The following is a 21938-nucleotide window of genomic DNA, read 5'->3' as shown; positions in this document are numbered from 1 at the left end:
CAAAGGAAGGTTAAGGAGTTTCGCAGCGCTCAAGCCAGAGGCGATGACGTGGCGCGAACAGGAAAAGGGCAAGGATGGCTTGGTTGTCTGCACAACGTTTTACTTGCACGGGGCCGAGGCTGGGCTGATAGAATGCGACGAATTCTCATTAGCATCTATTTCATACCGTGCAGTCTACTTCGTCGGCAAGTCGCCATCAGTCCATCGATCAGCTCTACAGCCACCACCACGGTTGGTTGCGTGGCTGGCTGCGCAGGCGCCTGGGCAACGCCGCCGATGCGGCTGATCTGGCCCAGGATACGTTCGTGCGGTTGCTCAGCAGTGGGCTCGGCGAACCGTTGAGCGTCACGACGCCGCGCGCCTACCTGGCCACTGTCGCCAATCGATTGAGCATCAATCTCTATCGACGCCGCTCACTGGAGCAGGCCTACCTGGAGGCGTTGGCGCAAGCCCCGCAAGACGTGGCTCCGTCGCTGGAACATCAGGCGCTGGTGCTTGAGGCGCTCGACGAGATCGATCAGGTACTGGCGCTGTTGTCAGCCAAAACCCGGCACGCCTTCCTGATGGCGCAACTGGAAGGGTATACCCAGGAAGAAATCGCCGGCCGGCTTGAGCTCAGCGTACGGTCGGTACAACGCCACCTGGCGAGGGCGTTCGAGGAGTGTATTGTGCTCGCCAGCCAGAGCGCAGCATGAATACCAAACCCATTGACCGGCGTATTGCTCGCGAAGCAGCCAGCTGGTTCGTACGCTTGCAGAGCAGCGGCGCGTGCGCCGCCGAGCATGTTGCCGGCGCCGAGTGGCGGGCGCTGCATCCAGACCACGAACGGGCCTGGCAACTGGCGGAGCGTTTCAGTGCTCGTACCCAGCAGCTTGGCGAGGGGGCCGCGCGCGCAGCGCTGGAACGCCCGTGCAACCTGGTTCGTCGACAAACGCTCAAGACCCTTGCATTGTTGATCGCTGCCGCGCCGGTAGGCCTCACGGCATACCGGGGCTTGCCATGGCGCGAATGGCAGGCGGACGAGCGCACGGCGACGGGGGAACAGCGCACGCTGAATCTGCCGGACGGCGCACAGATCCGCTTGAACACCGGTAGCGCTATCGACATCGCCTACGACGACAGTGTTCGTCATGTGCGCCTTATCGCCGGCGAGATGCTCATTGAGGTGTCCGATGTGCATGTCGCGCGGCCATTTATCGTCAGCACCGCCCAGGCGCAAATTGCACTGTCAGGTAGCCGCTTTTTGGTGCGCCAATATTCGCAAGGCACTTTCCTCGCCGCGCTGGAGGGCACCGCCGAGGTAGGCCTGCGGCTGTCACGGGACGGGCGTATGACGGGCCTGGCGGCCGGTCGGCAGACCTATGTCAACAACCAGGCGGTGGAGCCCTCCGTACCATTGGCGCAGCATCGTCTGGACTGGCTGAGCGGTGTATTGCGTGCAGAAAAGATGCGCCTCGATGATTTCATCAATGAGTTGGACCGTTATCGACGTGGCCTGCTGCGTTGCGATCCGGCAGTCGCCGGGTTGCTGATTTCCGGTGCCTTCCAGTTGCGCGATACCGACCAGGTTCTCCACGCACTCAGCCAGACCTTGCCGGTGAGCGTCCACTACCGCACGCCCTATTGGGTGACTGTAACGGCGCGTACGAGCACGTAAAAAAGTTGTCGTGTTTTTGCCGGGCTGCGTGTCCCCCTCATAACAACACTACTTTTATCGGGCGGGGACGAACACATGGCGACGAAACAGGGCATGCAACCACTGGCGCGGGCCGTACACGCTGCCGCGTTGGGTTTGATCATCGCAGGTGGTGGCGCCCTGAGTGCGGCGTCGCTGCACGCCGCCGAGCAAGGCGCGCAGCAGAGCCGCGCCTATCACGTGCCGGCCGGTAACCTGAGCAGTGCGCTCTCGGCCTTCGCCAGCCAGGCGGGTATCACCCTGCCGATCGAACCGGGCCTGGTAGAGGGGCTGCGCAGCCCTGGCCTGAATGTCGCCAGCAGTGTGGAAGGCGGCTTGCAGCAACTGCTGCAGGGTACCGGCCTACAAGCCTCAGCACAGGGTAATGGGCTTTACCTGTTGGTAACGCAGGTGGCCGAAACCGCGCTGGAACTGGGCGCGACCAGCATTACCGGTCAGGGCCTGACGTCGACGACCGAAAACAGCGGTTCCTACACCACCGGGGCTATGCAAACGGCCACCAAGCTGCCCTTGAGCCTGCGCGAAACGCCGCAGTCGGTCAGCGTGGTGACGCGCAAGCGCATGGACGACAAGGTCATGACCAACATCAGCGATGTGGTTAAAAGTACGCCGGGGCTGTTTCTGAATAACGCGGGCGGCGCGGGGCGGCCTACGTTCAGCTCACGGGGCTTCGACGTTGACAACATCATGTACGACGGTTTTCCCACCAGCTTCCAGACCTACCTGCCCAGCGCAGAGGCCAACCTGGCCATGTATGATCGGGTAGAGATCGTGCGCGGCCCCAACGGGCTGGCCCAGGGCGCCGGCAGCCCTGCGGGCGCCATCAACCTGGTTCGCAAGCGCCCGACCCACCAATTCCAGGGCACGCTCACCGGCAGCGCCGGCAGCTGGGATGACTACACGGGCACGCTGGATGTGGGTGGCCCGCTCAACGACAGCGGTACCCTGCGCGCCCGTTCTGTGGTCTCGCGGCAAGACGCCAAGAGCTTCCGGGACTCGGTGGAAAGTGATAACGATCTGTTCTACGGTGTGGTCGACGCTGACCTGAGCGAGAGCACCACTCTGACACTGGGCGGCTACCGACAGAAGACCCACACCAACTACATCTGGGGTGGATTGCCCATGGCGCGTGGCGGTGGTCACCTGGGGCTGCCCCGTGACACTTTCCTGGGGCATGACTGGGAATACTCGGACAATCGCACCACCGGCTATTTCGCTACGTTGGAACAAGGCCTGCCCAACGACTGGACACTGCGCGCAGCGGCGATGCGGTCAAAAACTGACGGTGACGTGCTGGCTTCTTCGATCTGGGAATACAATCGCCAGTATCTATGGACCGAAGCCATGGAGCAGAAAGAAACCGGCTACGACCTTGCGCTCAGCGGCCCCTTCCAATTGCTCGGCCAACAGCATGAGCTGACCTTCGGCGTCAGCAAGCGCAAGCTGGATTACCGGTCCGGCAAGGACTGGAGCGATTACATCAACACGGGCATCAATCCCTTCACGTGGAACCCGCGTGGTCATGCCAAGCCCAATTATGTCAGGGGAGACAACGGCCTTCCCCAGACCACCACTCAGGATAGTTTCTATGCCAGCACCCGGCTGCGACTGACCGAACCGCTGTCGCTGATCCTCGGGGGGCGTGTCGACTGGTACGAGTTCCAAGACCGCGCAAACAGTGAAAGCAACTACAAGGTCACCCGTAATCTGACGCGCTATGCCGGTCTGGTTTACGACCTGGACCTCCATCATTCGGTCTATGTCAGCTATACCGATATCTTCAAGCCGCAGAGCGAAAAAGGCGTGGATGGGAGCGTAATCGTGCCTATCGTCGGCGAGAACTACGAAGTGGGCATCAAGGGCGAATACTTCGACGGCGCATTGAACGCCAGCATGGCGGTGTTCCAGTTGGACCAGAAGAATCGCGCCCAGGAATTGCCTGACGTCAAAGGCTGCGGCTCAGGCCCAGCCAGTGCCTGCTATGAAGCTGCCGGGTTGGTACGCAGCCGCGGTATCGATATGGAAATCCAGGGTGCCCTCACTGATAACTGGCAGTTGGCCGCCGGCTACACCTACACCCAGACCCGGTATGTCAACGACGCCAACACTGCACGCGAGGGCGAAGACTTCGACCGCAAGAAGCCGCGGCAACTGTTCAAACTCTCGACCATTTACACCTTGTCAGGTGAACTGCAACGCTGGCGCGTGGGGGGTGATGTCTATCAACAAAGCCGCATTCGCACCTCGGGAGGGACCGGCGCCACGGCCTGGAAAAACGAGCAGGGCTCGTACACAGTGGTTGGTTTGGTAGCAGGCTACAAGGCCAGCGAGCAACTGGACCTGCAGGTCAACGTCAACAACCTGTTCGATCGTGTGTACTACAGCAGCGTGGCCAATGGGGGCTATAGCCCGTACGACATCTACGGTGATCCACGCAATATGAAACTGACTGCGCGTTACAGCTTTTGATGATTAGATCATGTGATCAAGGTGCAGCGCTCCACACCGCCGGTTCATACCCATCCGGGTCGCAGAAGTGAACCTGATGAAATGAGGCAACCCGTCTAGCGTATCGGCGCATTCAAGGATGAAACCTGCGCCCCAACGCATCCAGGCGCACCGCAATCGGCGGCAGGCGTTCGCTGCTGCGGGCCAGGGTTTCTACATCGTCGGCGGTGCTTTGGGCGATGTTTTGTACTGACTGCAAGCGCTCGACGATCTCCAGGTTCGCCGAGGTCTGCTCGCGGGTGGTCGCGACGATGCGGCTATTGAGTTGATCGATATGCGTAATGTCCTCGCCGACTGCCTGGAGCATCTGCACCGCCAATTGGCTGTCTTGCACGCAGCGTTCCACGCCTTCGCGGCTGGCGTGCATGGCTTCGACGGCCTCGCGGCTGCCCTGTTGCAAGCCTTCGATGATGGTTTTGATTTCCTGGGTGGAGAGGGCGGTGCGCTGTGCCAGGCTGCGCACTTCGTCGGCGACCACAGCAAACCCGCGGCCCTGTTCGCCGGCGCGCGCGGCTTCGATGGCAGCGTTGAGGGCCAGCAAATTGGTCTGGTTGGCGATGCTGCTGATCACTTCCAGCACCGAGCCGATTTGCTCGGCCTGTACGGCCAAAGATTGCACGGTGGATTCAGTGCCGTTGATGCGTGAGGCCAGTTGGCTGATTTCATCCTGGGCGCGGCCGACGCTTTCCTGGCCGCGAACAATTTGCTGGCTGGCTTGGCCGGCATGTTCCACGGCTTGTTCGACTTGCACCGTAATGTGGCCCATGGCGTCCTCCATGCGCTGCATGGAACCGTTCATTTCGCCAATCTGCACCAGTTGATGCCGCGCCCCTTTTTCCAGGGTGCCACTGGCGGTGGCCAGTTCCTGGCCGAGTTGGCCAAGGCCGTGGGAGTCGCGGGCGACGCTGTCGATCAGGTGGGTCAGTTGTTGCAGGAAGTGGTCGAAGCGCTTGGCCAGCGACACGCGCACCTTGTCTTCACCTTGCGCGCTTTTCTCGGTGAACTGTGAGGTTACAGCGAGCATCTTCTCAAGCATTTCCTGGCCTTCGACCGCTTCAGCCTGGCTATGGACCGCCAGGTACAGCAGGGCGACCGTTTCCATCACCACATAAAACGCGTGAACGAAGATCATCGTCCAGCCGCCGTGATGCTCCATCACGAACACCGGAAAACCCTGGTGCTGCAACGCATGGAACACCAGGTGGTGCACGGCAATGGTCAACGCCGCTACCAGAATCGGTAGCCAGTCACGATAGAAGGTCAACACCGCCAACAGCGCGAAAATGCCGAAGTGGGATTCGATCACCCCGTGTGCCTGGTTGATGTGCAACGCTGCCATCACCATCAAGCCGGCGCCCAGTGCGCAACGCATCACCCGGGTGCCGCCGATGACACGGTAGAGCGCCGTCAGCACCACGCCGGTGCCACCGCCGACGAGCAGCGCCTGGAGCAGGGTGTCATGCCAGAACGCCAACCCCACGGAGAACAGGGACATCAGCCAGATCAACGCCAGCATGATGCGGTCGGCCTTGCGGTAGTGCTCCAGGAAGCGTGTGCGAAGGGGCATTCACGGTTACTCCATGTAGTGATACCAGCAACCAAGCATGTGGCGTGCCACGATGGCCACTGGAAGAGAGCAAAACAGGTACAGCGATTTTTACCGGATCAGATCCGGCAAACGGTTATCGGCAGGTAGGAGGGAGGCTTTAACGGAAGGGGGGCGCAGATTCGACTGGCTCCCTTTTCGAGCCGCCTACCGTTTGAACGGTCAATACTCAGAAGTTGTACTTGGCGCTCGGTATCATCGGGTGACCCTGTAGGAGCGAGCAAGCTCGCTCCTACAGCGGTTTCTGGGTCAGAACTCCATTCTTAAGCCGAGCGTCCCTCGGCGGCCATTGAGGCTATTGCTGTCCAGGTTGCGGTCATAGCCGACTTCACCGTACAGGCTAATGCCTTGGGCAACTTGCAGGGTGGCCCCGAGGCTGGCGTCCATCGTGGTGGATTTTTGTTCGGTATCTATACGCGTTACATCGTTGAATACGACACTGTTGTCCCCGGCGCTGGAATGCCAGACATTGGCACGCACATAAGGCTGCAGCGGCATGCCATTAACGGTGTAATCACCGCGCAGGCGCACACCCAGGCGCGTCGTGACGTTGGTGTCGGCGTCATAGGAAACGTCGGAAATACCGTCGTTCTGGCTATCGAGCCTGGTTTTGCCGACGATCAACTGCGCCTGGGGCTCCAGAATCCAGCGGGCGCTCAGCGCCAACGGCCAGCCCACTTCAGCAGAGGCGGTGACGTTATGCCCACGGGTTTTCATTTTCACGCCACGCGCTGACTCGTTATTGCCATCAAAGCGGGTGCCCATCAACACCAGGTCAAGATAAGCCTGGTTAGTGCCGATCAGCGTCCAATAGACCCCCAGGCTGTCGCCGCGCAAAGTGGTTTTGCCGGCGTCCTTGTTTTCCCAGCCGCCATTGAAGCCTTTTACATCGCCTCTGAGGCGACTGTGACCGACGAAGAACCCGAGGCGCTGCAACAGGCCGTTGCCCAACTCGCTGGCGAACACATCGGTGCCGACCTGGAACCCTGTCAGCGAGCCGTCCAACGTAGGGTTGACCGCACCGGCAAGACTCTGTCGGCTGCTGCTGCCGTAGACCCGTCCCCAACCTGCCGGCATCACGCCGGTGTGCTGCTGCCGGCTCTGATCGCCCATGCGCTCGTGATAGGTGCCAAGCATCCCTTGCACGATTTGCTGCGCAGCGGGAAACAACACGGCGTACAGCGGCACCTCGGGACGATAGATCGGAACCTCTTTTTCAGTGGGGTTAGACGGCAGGGGCGGGGTTCCTGGCACCGGCTCAGGCAATGGCATGGCCGGTTCTTCAGGTTTGGGCAGCGGTGTGGCCGGGATCGTGGAGCGCAGGTAGTAACTCTGCTCGGTTCCAGCCGTGCCCGCACCTTTGAACAGGTAGTAGTCGAACGCCCCGGCCGTTACGGTATTGCCCAAGGTGAAGGCTGTGCCAGGCCCGCTGGCGCCATTGAGCGCTTGCACCACCTGGATGCCGTCCTGCAACGTCGCGGCGCCGGCGCCCCCAAGGTTAGTCACCAAGAGGGTGGTGTTGCCCTGTAGCGTGCCGGAGCTGACCACCAGTTTGTCGCTGGCCGAGTCGTCTGCTCCCAGCACGGTTTGCAGGGCCAGACGCCCGCCGTCGCCGGTGTAATTGCCGTTGATGGTCAAGGTGTCACTGGCAGTGGTGCTGCCAGTGACCATGTCGAGGGTGCCGCTGTTGGTCACGTTGGCCAACTGCCCGGTGGTAAACGGACTGATACCGCCCGTGTTGACCAGCAGCGCACTGCTGCTATCAATGAACAGGGCGCCAGTGCCGGTCTCGCTGTCGCCGAGGGTCAGGGGCCCGCCCAGGGTCATGTGCGAGCCGTTGTCCAGGCGGATGCTTTCCCAGTTGGCAAACAGGCCAGGATCATCGACTTGGGTATTGTTCAGGGTCAGGTTGTCGATCCCCACGCCGGCGTCTATCAGTTGCGCCGCAGCCACTTGTTCAGCCACCAGCCCCTGAAGCATGGCCGTATCGTCGCCGGCGCCCATCAGCACGGATGAGTGCAGTTTGCCTCCAGACCAGACAAATTCATCGTTGCCGAAGCTGAGCAGCACTTGGCCGTTAACCTCACCACCGCTGATGATCACCTGATCGTCCCCACCGCTGACGCTGATATTGCCGCCAACCAAGGCGTCTTTCGAGATCAGAATGGTGTCTTTGCCGAAGCCGGTCACCAGGTTGCCGATGATCTTGCCACCCGACATATCGAACCGATTGTCATCGAGTTTCATGTTGACCCGGCCGATGGTGCCCCCGGTCATCGTTGCTTCGTCGCCGTCGTCGAAGCCGCCGGTGATGGTGCCGCCGCTCATGTTGAAGACGTCCAGGCCGTCGCCCTGTTCCAGCGAGGCGATAGTGCCGCCACTCATGTCAAAACGGTCGATTCCCGAGCCCTGGCTGACAGCGCCTGCCTGGCCCCCGGAAATTTCCACCACATCGGCGCCCGCGCCTTGGCTGATGGACCCGCTGACACTGCCCTGGTTGAGCCGGAAAAAGTTATTGCCATCACCCTGGTTGAGGTTGCCATCGACGCCGGCGCCCGGGCCGTTGACGACCACGCGATCATTGCCGCTTCCATAGGTCACGTTCCCACTTACTCTGCCGGTGGCGGTGAGTTCGAGGGTGTTGTCGCCGCCGGTATCGGTAAAGCCCGGTGCGGTGGCGCTGTCACAACTGGAGGTGTCGTTGCCGAGCGTATTGTTGATGGTGCACGCGCCATAAGAGGCCAGCGGCCAGGTCGTCAATACAATCGCTGAGGCAATGCCTGAGTACAACAAAGCAGTTATCCGTGTGCGCATGGTCCGTCCTCGCTTGAGCACAATATCGTCCGGCACCTGGCACGCCAGGCGCGGTGCAAAACCATGGCAACAACGAACGCGATACGGATCAGGGACTACGGGTTACCTGCATCTGAAAACATCGGCCAATGCAAAGGGTTGGCATGGCTTTCTCGACTGCACCTTAAGGGGGCAGTACTTTGCGCACCTTAGTTGCAGATCGAAAAGGCCGCTACTGTGAAAACTAACAGGTAGAGGCGGGCCAATACCTACATGAATACGATCTCGTAGGGTTCGCGCATACGCTCAAGCAACACCTGGGCGAGCATGGGCGGCAGGCCGATCTGGGGGTCGCCGACCAATTGGCTGGCATAGGCATGGGCGGCGTGCAGTTTGCGCGCCACGCTCCAGGTGTCCAGGCGCACTTTGCGTGCGCGTTGCCAAGGAATCACCGCACCTTCGCGCGCCGGCCAATGCCAGGCCCAGATCGCCAGTTCATACAGTTGCGCGCCCACCAGGCTGCAGGCTTTTGCACTCGCCCGGCCGACGGCATCGTGGTCGTCATTGCCATCATGGCGCCAGGTGGTAAACACCACGTCGCCGGGTTGCAGGTGGCGCGCAATGAACTGGCTCATCGGTTGCTCGTGGGCCGCCAGCGCGTCGTCGCAAAACCCGCCGCGAATCCATTTGAGGCTGTGCAACGGCATACCGAGGCGGCGCAGTGCCTCGGCGCTTTCCTGCGGGCGCACCACACTCAAGCGGCTCACCGGCCATACCTGGGAGCCCGGATGGCTGGCGCTGCCATCGGTGATGGAGATCAATTTCAGCGGATGCTCGCGGGTGCTGAGCAGTTGCAGCAAACCGCCGCACGCCAGCACTTCATCGCCGGGGTGGGGCGCTATCACCACAACCCGGGCACCGGGCGGCACCAGGGTAGCCAGTGCAAGGCAGGGGATTTGCGCCAACTGCGGCGCGCTGTTCCAGATTTGCGCGGGGCCGCGACGGCCTTCGCTTGAGGAGGCAGGCTTCATGGGTGTCACATCCTTGTTGGTGGGTAACGCTCTTGGCTTCAGCGCAGGCTCCGCTGCGGTGAGTGCAGGGCATTCCAACCCTGGGATGCCCTGCAAGCCACTCTCAGCATAGACAAGGATGTGTCACAGGTTTGTCGTTTTTTTACGAAACCAGCATCAGGCTTTTCAGGTAATCGCCGAAGCCGCCCTGGGCGCGGCAATCCAGGCGTGCACTGGTGATCACTTGCGGCGCATGGCTCCAGGCAATGGAAGCACCGCAACGTTCCAGCTCGCGCACCAACTGCACATCCTCGTGGCACGCCAGGGGTTCGAAGCCGCCGGCCTGCACATAGGCACTGGCACTCACGCCCAGGTTGGCGCCGTGAATGTGCCGATGGCCATCACGCGCCTGGTATGCCTGGTGATAACGAATCTGCGCTGCGGGGTCGAAGCCTTCACTCCAGCTGTCCACGGTCACGGTGCCACACACCGCGTCACAGCCCAGGGCCAGTTGAGCCACCAGCCAGTCGGGGGCCACGCGGCTGTCGGCGTCGGTACAGGAAATCCAGCGCGCGCCCAGGTTCAGTAAATGCCGGGCGCCGACGCCTCGCGCTCGCCCTACGTTGCGTGCCTGCACGTGGATGCTGTGCACATCATGCGCCTGGGCGATCGCCGCGCTGGCATCGCTGCAGCTGTCGAGCACCACCAGGATTTGCACCCTTTCCCCGTGCAGGCCCGGATGGTGGGCGGCGACCCGCGCGGCCCTCAGGCAATCGTCCAACAGCGCTTCTTCGTTATGCACCGGAATCAAGATGCCGATCATCGCAACCCCTCATGGCGTGCGACCGAGGTGCCGTCGCGGCTCCACAGGTCGAGCAGAAAATCCTGGTCATGGTGCTGCACCAGCGGTGGCATCCCCATTCGATGCTGGAGCAGAGCGTGTACCTGTTCGGCGGTTTGCGGGCAACCGTCAATGGGCGGGCGCCAGTGGCAGGCCAGGAGTTGGCCGTTATCGGTCAAGGTGGCGAGGGCGCGATCGATCAGACGATTCAGATCATTCACATCGAGGTAGTAACACAGCTCGCTCAACACGATCAGTTCAAACTCACCGGTGGGCCACTCCTGGGGCAGGCGCCGCTGTTCTACATGAGCATGGGCAAACGCGCTCAGACGCGCCTGTGCCAGGCGCACCGCGGCGCTAGCGGTGTCACAGCACAGCAGGCGCTCACAACGGGTCGCCAGCTCGGCGCTCAGTTCGCCGTTGGCACAGCCGGGCTCGAAGATCGAGGCATATCGCGGTCGGGTCAGTACGGCCAGGGTCAGTGCGCGCTTGCGTTGTTCGTACCAGCGCTGACGAAACGCCCAGGGGTCGTCATTGCCGGCAAACAGTTGATCAAAATACGGGGTGGCCACACTCATACAAACACCACTTCAAAGGGTTGCAGCAAGCGCTCTACTACGTGGGGCGCCAGCACGGGCGGCAGGCCGACCTGCGGGTCGCCCTCCAACTGGCTGGCGAATGCGTGGATCGCGTGGCGCTTGCGTGCCACTTGTTCGGCGGTCAACGTAATTTTGCGCGCCCGGTGCCAAGGCACCCGGTTGTCTTCGGCAGTCGCCCAGTGCCAAGTCCACACCGGCAGTTCGCACAACGTCGCGCCGACGGCCTCGGCCGCTTTGGCGCTGGCACGGCCTACCGCTTCATGGTCGCAATGGCCGTCTTCGCGCCAGGTGGCGAACACAATATCGGTGGGCTTGAGGTGGCGCTGGATGAACGCACACAGCTGGGCTTCGCGCTCGGCCACCTTGCTGTCGGTAAACCCGCCGCGCAGCCACTTTAAACTGTGCAACGGCAGGCCCAGGCGATGCAGGGCCTGGGCCGACTCCTGCGGGCGCACGACGCTCAGGCGCGCTACCGGCCAGCGTTTGGAGCCAGGATGGCTGGCGCTGCCGTCGGTAACGGAGATCAACTGGATAGGGCGCTCCAGCACGGCCAAACCCTGCAGCAGGCCACCGCTGCCGAGGACTTCATCGTCCGGGTGTGGTGCGATGATCACCGCGCGGTGCCCCTGGGGCACCAGTTGCGCGGCGCTGATGTGCGGTAACTCGGCCAGCCGTGCCGACGTTTGCCAATGATTGAGTGGGGTGCCTTGGCCGACAATCGGATTGGGTTTCATAATTGCCACCTCCCCGAGGCGTCGCTGGCAACCAGTTCGCCGAGGGCTGCCAGGTCGCGTTCGGCATGACTTTGCCGTACGTACACCGGTAGATCAGCCATCAGCTGTGCAAAGTGCGGGTCTTTGCAGTAGGGCCCGGCGCCCACGGCATGGCCGACACGACGCATGACTTGCTCGACCGTGTCTTCAATACACGCGCGTGCCTGCTGAGCCAGTTGCCTGGCATCGGCGCGAGGCTCGCGGTCAATATGCTCGGCGCTGGCGCGCAGTACGCAAGCGGCGCTGTTCAGCGCGCTGTCGACCGCTCCCAGATGGGCCAGCGCATGAGGCTCCGGGCGCTGCGCACAGTGAGCGCGCAGCACCTCGCCCAGGCGTTGCGCACCGCCATACCAGCAGGCGGCGATACCAACGCCGCCTTGCCAGAAGCCGGGTCGAGCCAGGTAATCCCCCGGCCCACCCACCGCGATGCCCTTGGCCGCGTTGAACAGAACGTCAACGCTGCCGGTGGCAGCCATGCCAACCGCATTCCAGCCCTCATCCGACACCGTGATGCCCGGTTGATCCATCGCCACGGCTACCAGTTGCTGACGATCATCCTCGTCCCAGGCCGTCAGCAAGCCATGGCTGACCACCGCAGCACCGGAACACCAGGCTTTGCGCCCATCGACGATCAGCCAGTGACCATCGCGTCGCACACGCACCTTGGCCGCCGGTGGTTCGGCTGCCCACATGCCCCACGTGCTGCCAAGCGGCGGCAGCGGGCTGTCGAGTTCGGCAATAATTGCCAGCGCGTCGGTATGGCCTTCAAACAACTTGCACAGGCGCAAGTCATGGCCGGCCACCTGGGCCAGCCGACTGAAGCGGGCCAGCGTTTCGCCGCTGCCCGGCAGCGGCAGTTGATCAAGCCCTTCTTCCTGAAGGGCTCTCAGTGCAGCCCCAAGCGCCTGGGTATCCGCGTAGCCCCTGTAGCCCTGAAGGAAACTGTGCAGCGCCATCTCATACCTCGTCTTCGTGCTGCAATTCAAACAACAGCAGCGAGCGGCCCGTCACTGCGTACTCATGCTCAAAATCAAAACGTTCCTGGCCGCGTACCGCTGGGGCATTGGTATCGAGCAGGCACGTCCAGAATTCGCCCTCCGGCACCGGCGGCAGGCGGAAATTGACCATGTCGTGGTGGGCATTGACTACCAGCAGCAGCGTAGCGTCGGCACCGGCCCGACGGATCCCGGTTTCCTGGGCGCGGCCATCCATCAACATGCCCAGGCAGCGACCCTGGCTGTCTTCCCATTGCTCGGTGCTCATTTCGTTGCCATCGGGCGCCAGCCAGGTGACGTCTTTTACACCGATGTCTTCGTTGTAATCGCCGACCAGGAAGCGTCCACGGCGCAGAATCGGGTAGGCCAGGCGCAGCTTGATCAAGCGCTTGACGAACTTGAGCAGGGCCTTGCCGTCATCGTCCAGATCCCAGTTGACCCAACCGATTTCGCTGTCCTGGCAGTAGGCATTATTGTTGCCATGCTGGGTGCGGGCGAACTCGTCACCGGCGACGATCATCGGGGTACCCTGGGCGAGCAGCAGGGTGGCAAAGAAGTTGCGCATCTGGCGCAGACGCAGTGCGTTGATTTCAGGGTCATCGGTCGGGCCTTCGACACCATGGTTCCACGACAGGTTGTTATTGCTGCCGTCCTGGTTGTTCTCGTCGTTGGCCTCGTTGTGCTTGTCGTTGTACGACACCAGGTCGTGCAAGGTAAAACCGTCGTGGGCGGTGATGAAGTTCACCGAGCTGTAAGGCCGGCGCCCCCGATGGTTGAACATCTCGCCCGAGGCGGTCATGCGCCCGGCAAAATCTGCCAGTTGGCCGTCGTCGCCTTTCCAGAACGCACGCACGGTGTCGCGGAAGCGGTCGTTCCATTCCACCCAGCCCGGCGGGAAGTTGCCCACCTGATAACCACCGGGGCCGCAGTCCCAGGGTTCGGCAATCATTTTCAACTGGCGCAGCACCGGATCCTGGCGGCAGGCGACGAGGAAGCTGTGGCGTTCGTCGAACCCGTCGCGGTAGCGGCCCAGAATGGTTGCCAGGTCGAAGCGGAAACCGTCCACATGCATCTCGGTGGCCCAGTAACGCAGGGAGTCGGTGACCATTTGCAGCACGCACGGGTGGCTCAAGTCCAGGGTGTTGCCGGTGCCGGAGTCGTTGATGTAGAAGCGCTTGTCGTCGGGCATCAGGCGGTAGTAAGAGGCATTGTCGATGCCGCGCATGGACAGGGTCGGGCCGCGCTCGTTGCCTTCGGCGGTGTGGTTGTAGACCACGTCCAGAATCACTTCCAGCTTCTGCTCATGCAGGTGCGCGACCATCTCCTTGAACTCGGCAATCTTGCCGCTGGCCAGGTAGCGCGGGTCGGGAGCGAAGAACGCAATGCTGTTGTAGCCCCAGTAGTTGGTCATGCCTTTTTCCAGCAAGTGCTGGTCGTTGACGAAGGCGTGCACCGGCAGCAGCTCAACCGAAGAGACGCCCAACTGACGGATATGTTTGAGTACGTCGTCTTCCATCAAGCCGGCGCAGGTGCCGCGCACGGACTCGCCCACCGATGGGTGGCGCATACTGATGCCGCGCAGATGGGTTTCATAGATGATCGTGCGGTCCCACGGCACCCGTACCGGTTGATCGTTGCCCCAGGTGTGCGCCGGGTCGATGACCTTGCACTTGGGCACGAACGGCGCACTGTCGCGCTCGTCGAAACTGAGGTCGTCATCCGGGTGGCCGATGGTGTAGCCGAACAGCGCCTCCGACCATTTGAGTTCGCCTACCAACTGCTTGGCATAGGGGTCGATCAGCAGCTTGTTATGGTTGAAGCGATGACCATTGGCCGGGTCATAGGCGCCGTATACCCGGTAGCCGTAGATGAGCCCGGGGTGGGCATCGGGCAGGTAACCGTGAAAGATCTCGTCGGTGTACTCGGGCAGTTCGATGCGCTCCAGCTCGACTTCGCCGGTATCGTCGAACAGGCACAATTCCACTTTGGTGGCGTTGGCTGAAAACAGTGCGAAGTTAACGCCCAGGCCATCCCAGGTGGCGCCGAGGGGGAAGGGCAAACCTTCACGAATCCGCGACGGCTCATGGTCCTGCGTCGCTGTGGTGTTCTCGGGTTTGCTCATGGTGTTGCTCCTGCAAGGGGTCTTTTTTCGGGCCGAACGCGGCCGTGCTGACGGTATTTCAGCGAAGGGCATGGACGAAAAAGGGCCTGTCGCTTCTGATAAAAGCCCCAGGCCCGAGAAATCATGGGGCGGGCGGTTTTGGTTTCTTTGGGGAGGCCGGTTTTTTCGCAGCAGGCTTGGCGGCTACAGGCGCATTCGGCTTGGGTTTGGCGGCCGCTTTGGGCGCGGTTTTCGGCTTGGCGGCAGGCTTGGGCTTGCTGGGCGTCAGCGCCTCGGCTTCGGCCAGTTTACGCGCCATCTCCCAGTGGCGATCGTGCGCACCGTCCGGCTTGCCTTCAGACTCCCAGATCTGATGCGCCAGTTCGCGAATACGTTTGTCTTCTTTACTCATCACAAACTCCTCACAGAAAATGTTCAGCTTTCTTGATTATCAGGATTGATAAAGACATTGACCGGGAAATCCCCCAGGGCAGCGCTGATCAACAGCTCCTTGTTGGGTGTGACTGCGCCTGTTTGAAAAAGTCCCTTCCAGTTTTGTGTTGTGGTGGCGAACGGTAATTTCACCCGGGTATCGCCCCAAACCTGCGCATTGATGTGGGGGAGCACACCGTCTTCCAGCAACGGACAAGACCAGCGCGGCACCACCACCAACAGCTGTTGACCCAGGTGTTCGCGGTAGAACGCAACCACTCGCTCGGCGTGTCGACCCACTACTTCCAGCGGCGTGTAGCTGCCGTTATGCAACAGCTCGGGACAGGCTTTGCGTGTGTTCAGTACCTGGGCGATCAATGCCTGTTTGATACGCCCATCGCGCCAGTTGAACAACAGCTCACCGATGTCCGGCGGGGTATCCAGGGCACGTTGGCGCGCAGCGAAATCCACCGGGCGTCGGTTGTCCGGATCCACCAGGCTGAAGTCCCAGAACTCGTCGCCCTGGTAGACATCCGGTACACCCGGCACGGTGAGGTGGAGCAAGGTTTGCGCCAGCCCGTTCAGGGCACCGGCGGGGGCGATGGCCTGGGCGGCGCTGTTCAGCGCATCGCGCAGCGGTTTGCCTGCGTCGCTGAGTAACAGGCGCTTGAGGAAGTGCTCGACACCCTGCTCATACGCCTCGTTGGGTGCGCTCCAGCTGCTGTGCAACTTGGCTTCGCGCAGGGCTTTTTGTTGCCATTGCCAGAGGCGTTGCTGGTAGGCCTCAAAGTCCGGGTTGTGCTCCAGCGGCCAACTGCCGAGCAGCACCTGATAAAGGATCAGCTCATCACCCGCCGAGGGGCTGTCGGTACCCTCGCGCAAGGGGGCGGCGAGGCTGCGCCAGTGCTCCACCTGTTCGGCATACCAGGGCGCGCATTCGCTGAGTACCGCCAGGCGTGCGCGGGTGTCCTCGCCGCGCTTGTGGTCATGGGTGGCGGTGGCCAGCAGATTGTTCGGGAAGGTCGTCAGGCGCTGTTGATTGGCCTGGTGAAAGGCTGCCAACGGTGCACTGAATTGTTCGGTACTGAAGCCCACGTCGTTACGCGACAGCAACACAGCCGAGCGATAGAACGCCGTGTCTTCCACAGCCTTGGCGGCGGCGGGTGAAGTCAATTGCTGAAAGCGCACGCAGGCATGTTTGAGGATCTTGCGCTCACGGCCCACCGGCCGATTGCGCCAAGGCTGGCCGCCCAGCCATTTTTCCAGGTGCTCAAGCACCGGCCAGTCACCTTCGTTAAGGGTGCTGCGTGCGCCGTCCATGGCCTGCTGGAACACCTTGTCGTCGGCGGCGCTGCGGCCCCTGGCGCTGATGTAGGTGCGGTACACCGGAAAATGCACGATCAGCTCCTGCAAGGCCCGGCGGATCGCGCCCAGCGTCAGGTCGCGGGTCATGACATCGTCACGGGCCACTTGCAGCAGGGCCTGGGCCACGCTTTCAAAGTCGCCGCCCAACGAGCCATTGAGAATCTGCTGACGAGCCAAGCGCGCTTCTTCGATAAACGCCGAAGGCCGTTCGCTGTGGCGCGTCCACAGCTCGGCCAGTAGGGCGAAGCCGTCTGGATGGTGTTGCAGTAACGACAGTTGATTCATGAATTCGTAGCCGGTGGTGCCGTCCACTTGCCAGTCTTCACGCAGGGTTTCGCTTTCGCCGAGGATCTTTTCCACGAAGATCGGCAAATGGCGCTGTGGCGACAGCGCATCCACGCGGCGGCGCAGTTTGCGGCAATAGCCACGCGGGTCGGCGAGGCCATCGATGTGGTCGATGCGCAGGCCATCGATCAAGCCTGCGCTGATCAGCTCGAAAATCTTGCCGTGGGTGGCTTCGAACACTGCAGTGCGCTCCACGCGCAGGCCGCCCAGCTCATTGACGTCGAAGAAGCGCCGCCAGTTGATGTCGTCGGCGGCGGTGCGCCAGCTGGCCAGGCGGTAGGTCTGTTGCTCAAGCAGGTGATGCAGGCGCTCGAAACCCTCGGGCTGGCGACTATCGAAAGCGGCCAGCCGCTGCTCGATGGCCGGCAAGACCTCGGTGGCGCGTTCGGCCAGCGCTTGCTTGAGCCAGGCGGCTTCGGTGTAGGCGTCGTCCTGATAGGCGAGGGCGGCGAAGCGCTCGGCCAGCGGCTTGAGCAGCTCATCGCCGCCCAGGATCAAGGCGTAATCCCGTGGGCAGATCGGGAAACGATGCTCGTAATGCTCGGCGTAGAAGCTGCCTTGAGCAGCGTCGAACTTGAGCGTCAACGTACCGCTCTGCAGGGCGTCGCCGTAATCGCTGCCCAGAAACGGCATCAACAATTGGCCTTTGAGCAACGGGTCGGGCGAGTGCCACTGGATGTCGAAAAATTCGCTGTAGGGGCTCAAGCGGCCCCACTCCAGCAGGTCCAGCCACCAGGGGTTATCCGCGCCGCCCACGGCCATGTGGTTGGAGACGATATCCAGGATAAGTCCCATGTCGTGTTCACGCAGGGCCGCGACCAGGCGACGCAACGCCGCCTCGCCGCCCAGTTCTGGATTAACGCGGGTAGGGTCGACCACATCGTAGCCATGCATGGAGCCGGCGCGGGCGCTCAGAAGCGGAGAGGCATACAGGTGGCTGATGCCCAGTCGGGCAAAATACGGCACCAGCGGCACCGCATCATCGAGGGTAAAACCTTTATGAAATTGCAGGCGCTGGGTGGCGCGCAGGGGCAGTGCGTTCATCGGTCACGCTCATAGGCTTGGTTGCGCGCCACGGCCAGCAGTTCCAGGCGGCGCGCAGCACTGTCGTGGTCGAGCAGGCTGGCGGCCTCGCCTGGCAAGCGTCGGCGCCAATTGGGGTGGGTGTCGAGGGTGCCGGGCAGGTTGGCTTGCTCTTCGATGCCCAGCGCGTCCTCCAATGGCAGCAATACCAGCGGCGCCCGGGTGTGGCCCAGGTAACGCACGCTGGCGTCGATCATGTGGTCGGTGTCGTTGCGGATCTCGTCGACAAAATTCTGCGGGTCCTGGCTCAAGGCCTGGCGCAGTGCATGACGTTCGCGCAGGCGGTGTTCGCTCCATTGCTCCACGGTGGGGGCGTCGATCAGGTCGAGCTGGATATTCCACTCGATATCGCGACTGTGCCACCAGCCATTGAGGGTGGGCAGGTCATGGGTGCTGGTGGTGGCCAGGGCGTTGTCGGGCCAGTCGAGAATCGGCGTGAACCGGCCCTCGTGGTTCTGTTCGAACAGCAATACGCGCATACCCAGGATCGAGCGGGCGCTGAGCTTTTCACGCAGGCCCTCGGGCACCGTACCCAGGTCTTCGCCGAGGACGATGGCCTGGTGACGGTGGGATTCCAGTGCCAGCAAGCGCAGCAGGTCGTCCACCGGGTAATACAGGTAGGCACCTTCGCGGGGCGAGGCGCCCAGGGGGATGACCCACAGGCGTTGCAGGCCCATCACATGGTCGATGCGCAAGCCGCCGGCATGGGCGAAGTTGGCCCGCAGCATTTCGATAAACGCGCGAAAGCCATTGCGTTTGAGACCTTCCGGGGAGAAGGCGGAGATGCCCCAACCCTGGCCTGCACGGTTGAGAATATCCGGCGGTGCGCCAACCGTGAGGTCAGCCAACAGTTCATCCTGGCGGCTCCATGCCTGGCTGCCGCCGCCGTCGGCACCCACCGCCAGGTCGGCAATCAGGCCGATGCCCATGCCGCTGCCACGGGCAGCTTGTTGCGCGCGCGCCAGGCTGCGGGCGATCAGCCATTGGGTGAAGGCGAAGTAGCCGATCTCCTCGCGGTTTTCTTCAGCAAACTGCGCCAGCGCCGGGCTCTGTGGCGTGCGCCAGTCTTCGGGCCACTGGCGCCAGTCGAGGTCCTCTCCGGCGGCGGCACGTTGCGCTTGTACGGCTTCGAAACGGCAATGGTTCTCCAGGGCCTCACCACCGGCCTGGCGGAAGCTCTGGAAGTCGGCATGTTGTGGGTGCGCGCCGTGGCGGAAGTCCTCATAAAGCGCACGCAGCAGGCGTTGCTTGGCCTTGGCGGCGGTGGGCCAGTCGATCAGGGTGAGTTGTTCCACGGCACGCAGTTCGTCCGCCAGCCCGGCGGCCTCGATCGCATTGCGGACTTCCCGCTCGCCAAGGATGCAGGCGGGCGAGGCGTACAGGCTGTTGAGAAACAGGCGGCTGGACGGGGAATAAGGGCTGAAGCGTTCGGTGTCGGCGCTGAACATCGCGTGCATGGGGCTGATCGCCACGGCGTCGGCGCCGCGCTCGGCAGCCGAACGCACCAGGTGCTCCAGGGCCAGGGTGTCACCAAAGCCGCCATCGCCGAGGCGACGCAAGGCATACAGCTGGGCGCTCAAGCCCCAGGCGCGCGCAGGGCGGCTGTCCACTGCGTCGGCCACGCTGTAGCAGTGGCTGGGCGCAACGGCGAGGGTGAAGGTTTGCCCGTCGATATGCACCTGGTGGTAGCCGAGGGCAATCACCCCCGGCAGCACGGCATTGCCGTCCAGGCGCAATTCCAGGGTTTCACCGCCTTCCAGGCTGACGCGACACGGCGTGTCCGGGGCGAAGTAGCGCGCCAGGTCCAGGCTTGCGCCGCTGTCGGTGGTGATCAAGGGCGGCAGGTGCGTGTCTTGTTGCACCTGCTCCAGTTCCTGCAGGCTGGCGTCGATCTCGGCGTCGGTATCGGCCGGGTGCCCCAGCCCTTTGAGAACGGCGCGCAAGGCCTCGGGCTGCACGTGTTGCGGGCGACCGTTGGCATCGATCCAATCGACGGCCAGGCCCGCGCGACTGGCGAGTAGTTCCAGGTTCGCTTCGCTCAAAAGTGTTCTCCGGCAGGTGATAAGCAAACGCGTGCGCTCAGCGGTGGCAACTGCGCCCCATGCTCGGCAGGCGTTTGGAAAATAATGGGGTGTGGCGCGGGGTGATCCACAGGCTGCTCACTCAGGTTCAGGTCGATTTGCAACAGGCTGCCGTTGCCCAGGCGCCAACGCGCCGTCACAGCGCCCTCGGCCAACACCTGCGCGCCCAATGCCACCGTGCCGGGCAAGTGCGGCACTACCTGTTGGTGACGCAGGCTCAGCAGGTGCTGATAGAGCTGGGTGTGCTCGTTCTCGACGAAAGAGGGCGCCGATTGCACAAAGGTTTGCAGTGCGTTGGGATCCGGAATGCGTTCGCGTTGCTCGGGGTCGTGGAACGCGGCGAAATCGGCGAATTCATTGCGCCGGCCTTCGCGCACCGCTTCGGCCAGTTCACCGTGATGGTCGGTGAAAAATAGAAAGGGTTCGGCGGCATTCACCTCATCGCCCATGAACATCAGCGGAATCATCGGGCTGAGCAGCAATAGAGCCGTCGCCGCGTTCAGCGCCTGGGGCGAACACAGTTGGTGCAAGCGTTCGCCCAGGGCGCGGTTGCCGATCTGGTCGTGGTTCTGCAAAAACGCCACGAAAGCGCTGGGCGGCAGATCCGCACTGGGGTCGCCGCGTGCGTGGCCGTGGCGGGTGGTGTCGCCCTGATAGATGAAGCCTTCACCCAGGCAGCGCGCCAACTTGACGGTGGGCTGCTCGGCGAAGTCGCTGTAATAGGCGTCGGTTTCACCGGTCAGCAGCACGTGCAGCACGTTATGAAAGTCATCATTCCACTGGGCGTTGAAATCGTCCTGCAGCAGGCTGGCCTGGTTCAGTTCGTTCTCCAGCACCAGCCACACGTGCCGGTCGCCGTGCACCTGCTGACGCACGCGATGTGCCAGTTCCTGCAAGAACCCGGGGTTGTCGATGGCGTGTACCGCATCCAGGCGCAGCCCGTCAAAGCGGTATTCCAGCAGCCACATCAGCGCGTTATCCAGGAAAAAATCCCGCACTTGGCGGCGTTCGAAATCAATGCCGGCGCCCCAGGGCGTATGCACGTCCTCCTGAAAGAAGCCCTTGGCGTACTGGCCCAGGTAATTGCCGTCGGGCCCGAAGTGGTTGTAGACCACATCGAGCATCACCGCCAAACCATGGGCATGGGCAGTGTCGATCAAGTGCTTGAGCTGCTCGGGCGTCCCGTAGGCGGCGTGCGGTGCATAAGGCAGCACGCCGTCATAGCCCCAGTTGCGTTCACCGGGGAATTGCGCCAGCGGCATCAGCTCGATTGCGGTGACGCCCAGCTCAGCCAGGCGCGGCAGGTGTTTCTCGACTCCGGCGTAGCCACCCATGGCGCCTACGTGCAGCTCGTAGATCACCGCGGTGTGCCAGGGGCGGCCTTGCCATTGGGTATGGCGCCAGGTGTAGGCGTTGGGGTCGACGACTCGGCTCCAACCATGCACGTCCTGGGCCTGGGCCCTGGACGCGGGGTCGGGAACCGCGTTTTCCCCATCGATGTTAAAGCGGTAGAGCGTACCGGCAGGGCAGGCGGCTTCGACTTCGAACCAGCCATCGGCCTGGGGCAGCAGGGTGATGGATTTACCGTGTTCCAATTCAACGCTGACATAAAAAGCGTCTGGCGCCCACAAGGCAAAACGCGTGTGTTGCGCGTCCAGCATGATTGCGCCGTGGGGCCAGGTGTCCAGAGTCCGTAACGGCATCTATGAA

The 21938-nt window shown here is 62.4% G+C and carries 15 protein-coding genes; 3 read left to right on the top strand and 12 right to left on the bottom strand.

The window, feature by feature from the left end; translation table 11 throughout:
* The first annotated feature begins 167 nt into the window (after positions 1-167).
* From TX23_RS18570 to TX23_RS18560, 3 genes are all read left to right on the top strand, one after another.
* On the top strand, positions 168-695 hold the full coding sequence (locus TX23_RS18570) for a sigma-70 family RNA polymerase sigma factor (RefSeq protein ID WP_057703448.1): 528 nt from the start codon (positions 168-170) through the stop codon (positions 693-695).
* Positions 692-1657, top strand: a complete 966-nt coding sequence (locus TX23_RS18565; RefSeq protein WP_057703447.1) for a FecR domain-containing protein — start codon at positions 692-694, stop codon at positions 1655-1657. Before TX23_RS18570 ends, TX23_RS18565 begins: the two co-directional genes overlap by 4 nt.
* A gap of 75 nt (positions 1658-1732) precedes the next feature.
* Complete coding sequence (locus TX23_RS18560) at positions 1733-4165, top strand: TonB-dependent siderophore receptor (protein ID WP_057703446.1); 2433 nt, start codon at positions 1733-1735, stop codon at positions 4163-4165.
* A 112-nt stretch (positions 4166-4277) separates the two neighbouring features.
* Here the strand turns inward: TX23_RS18560 and TX23_RS18555 are convergent, their stop codons facing one another.
* From TX23_RS18555 to treZ, 12 genes are all read right to left on the bottom strand, one after another.
* The gene (locus TX23_RS18555; RefSeq protein WP_057703445.1) at positions 4278-5771 is read right to left on the bottom strand and encodes a methyl-accepting chemotaxis protein; all 1494 of its coding nucleotides are present in this window, start codon (positions 5769-5771) and stop codon (positions 4278-4280) included.
* Between the two features lie 288 nt (positions 5772-6059).
* Positions 6060-8624, bottom strand: a complete 2565-nt coding sequence (locus tag TX23_RS18550) for an autotransporter family protein (protein WP_057703444.1) — start codon at positions 8622-8624, stop codon at positions 6060-6062.
* A 248-nt stretch (positions 8625-8872) separates the two neighbouring features.
* Entirely contained in the window at positions 8873-9634 is a 762-nt protein-coding gene (locus TX23_RS18545; protein WP_057703443.1) for a PIG-L deacetylase family protein, read from the bottom strand.
* 142 nt (positions 9635-9776) lie between these two features.
* Positions 9777-10436 (bottom strand): glycosyltransferase, encoded by a 660-nt coding sequence (locus TX23_RS18540; RefSeq protein ID WP_057703442.1) that lies wholly within the window; start codon positions 10434-10436, stop codon positions 9777-9779.
* Positions 10433-11032, bottom strand: coding sequence for an SAM-dependent methyltransferase (locus tag TX23_RS18535; protein ID WP_057703441.1), 600 nt, complete (start codon positions 11030-11032; stop codon positions 10433-10435). The genes TX23_RS18540 and TX23_RS18535 overlap by 4 nt, the downstream gene beginning before the upstream one ends.
* Entirely contained in the window at positions 11029-11787 is a 759-nt protein-coding gene (locus tag TX23_RS18530) for a PIG-L deacetylase family protein (RefSeq protein WP_057703440.1), read from the bottom strand. The genes TX23_RS18535 and TX23_RS18530 overlap by 4 nt, the downstream gene beginning before the upstream one ends.
* Complete coding sequence (locus tag TX23_RS18525) at positions 11784-12782, bottom strand: acyl-CoA dehydrogenase family protein (RefSeq protein WP_057703439.1); 999 nt, start codon at positions 12780-12782, stop codon at positions 11784-11786. The genes TX23_RS18530 and TX23_RS18525 overlap by 4 nt, the downstream gene beginning before the upstream one ends.
* A gap of 1 nt (position 12783) precedes the next feature.
* Entirely contained in the window at positions 12784-14943 is a 2160-nt protein-coding gene (glgX, locus tag TX23_RS18520; protein ID WP_057703438.1) for a glycogen debranching protein GlgX, read from the bottom strand.
* A gap of 121 nt (positions 14944-15064) precedes the next feature.
* Positions 15065-15334: a DUF2934 domain-containing protein gene (locus tag TX23_RS18515; RefSeq protein ID WP_057703437.1), complete on the bottom strand. Its 270-nt coding sequence runs from the start codon at positions 15332-15334 to the stop codon at positions 15065-15067.
* A gap of 23 nt (positions 15335-15357) precedes the next feature.
* Positions 15358-18108 (bottom strand): malto-oligosyltrehalose synthase, encoded by a 2751-nt coding sequence (locus TX23_RS18510; protein WP_057703436.1) that lies wholly within the window; start codon positions 18106-18108, stop codon positions 15358-15360.
* Entirely contained in the window at positions 18105-20189 is a 2085-nt protein-coding gene (malQ, locus tag TX23_RS18505) for a 4-alpha-glucanotransferase (protein ID WP_057703435.1), read from the bottom strand. The genes TX23_RS18510 and malQ overlap by 4 nt, the downstream gene beginning before the upstream one ends.
* Positions 20186-21931 carry a malto-oligosyltrehalose trehalohydrolase gene (treZ, locus tag TX23_RS18500; protein WP_057703434.1) on the bottom strand — a complete coding sequence of 582 codons (1746 nt, stop codon included), beginning with the start codon at positions 21929-21931 and terminating at the stop codon, positions 20186-20188. The genes malQ and treZ overlap by 4 nt, the downstream gene beginning before the upstream one ends.
* Positions 21932-21938 lie beyond the last annotated feature (7 nt).

The sequence above is a fragment of the Pseudomonas paralactis genome (assembly GCF_001439735.1).
In the GTDB taxonomy this organism is placed as follows: domain Bacteria; phylum Pseudomonadota; class Gammaproteobacteria; order Pseudomonadales; family Pseudomonadaceae; genus Aquipseudomonas; species Aquipseudomonas paralactis.
The sequence above is the reverse complement of the archived record's forward strand: the minus strand, read 5'-3'. Positions and strand labels throughout refer to the sequence as shown.

Excerpts from the sequence above, each read along its gene's own strand:
- TX23_RS18515 (WP_057703437.1), bottom strand. The coding sequence starts at position 15,334 with ATGAGTAAAGAAGACAAACGTATTCGCGAACTGGCGCATCAGATCTGG.
- glgX (WP_057703438.1), bottom strand. The coding sequence starts at position 14,943 with ATGAGCAAACCCGAGAACACCACAGCGACGCAGGACCATGAGCCGTCG.
- TX23_RS18525 (WP_057703439.1), bottom strand. The coding sequence starts at position 12,782 with ATGGCGCTGCACAGTTTCCTTCAGGGCTACAGGGGCTACGCGGATACC.
- TX23_RS18545 (WP_057703443.1), bottom strand. The coding sequence starts at position 9,634 with ATGAAGCCTGCCTCCTCAAGCGAAGGCCGTCGCGGCCCCGCGCAAATC.
- TX23_RS18560 (WP_057703446.1), top strand. The coding sequence starts at position 1,733 with ATGGCGACGAAACAGGGCATGCAACCACTGGCGCGGGCCGTACACGCT.
- TX23_RS18510 (WP_057703436.1), bottom strand. The coding sequence starts at position 18,108 with ATGAACGCACTGCCCCTGCGCGCCACCCAGCGCCTGCAATTTCATAAA.
- TX23_RS18535 (WP_057703441.1), bottom strand. The coding sequence starts at position 11,032 with ATGAGTGTGGCCACCCCGTATTTTGATCAACTGTTTGCCGGCAATGAC.
- TX23_RS18555 (WP_057703445.1), bottom strand. The coding sequence starts at position 5,771 with ATGCCCCTTCGCACACGCTTCCTGGAGCACTACCGCAAGGCCGACCGC.
- treZ (WP_057703434.1), bottom strand. The coding sequence starts at position 21,931 with ATGCCGTTACGGACTCTGGACACCTGGCCCCACGGCGCAATCATGCTG.
- TX23_RS18565 (WP_057703447.1), top strand. The coding sequence starts at position 692 with ATGAATACCAAACCCATTGACCGGCGTATTGCTCGCGAAGCAGCCAGC.
- TX23_RS18540 (WP_057703442.1), bottom strand. The coding sequence starts at position 10,436 with ATGATCGGCATCTTGATTCCGGTGCATAACGAAGAAGCGCTGTTGGAC.
- TX23_RS18530 (WP_057703440.1), bottom strand. The coding sequence starts at position 11,787 with ATGAAACCCAATCCGATTGTCGGCCAAGGCACCCCACTCAATCATTGG.
- TX23_RS18550 (WP_057703444.1), bottom strand. The coding sequence starts at position 8,624 with ATGCGCACACGGATAACTGCTTTGTTGTACTCAGGCATTGCCTCAGCG.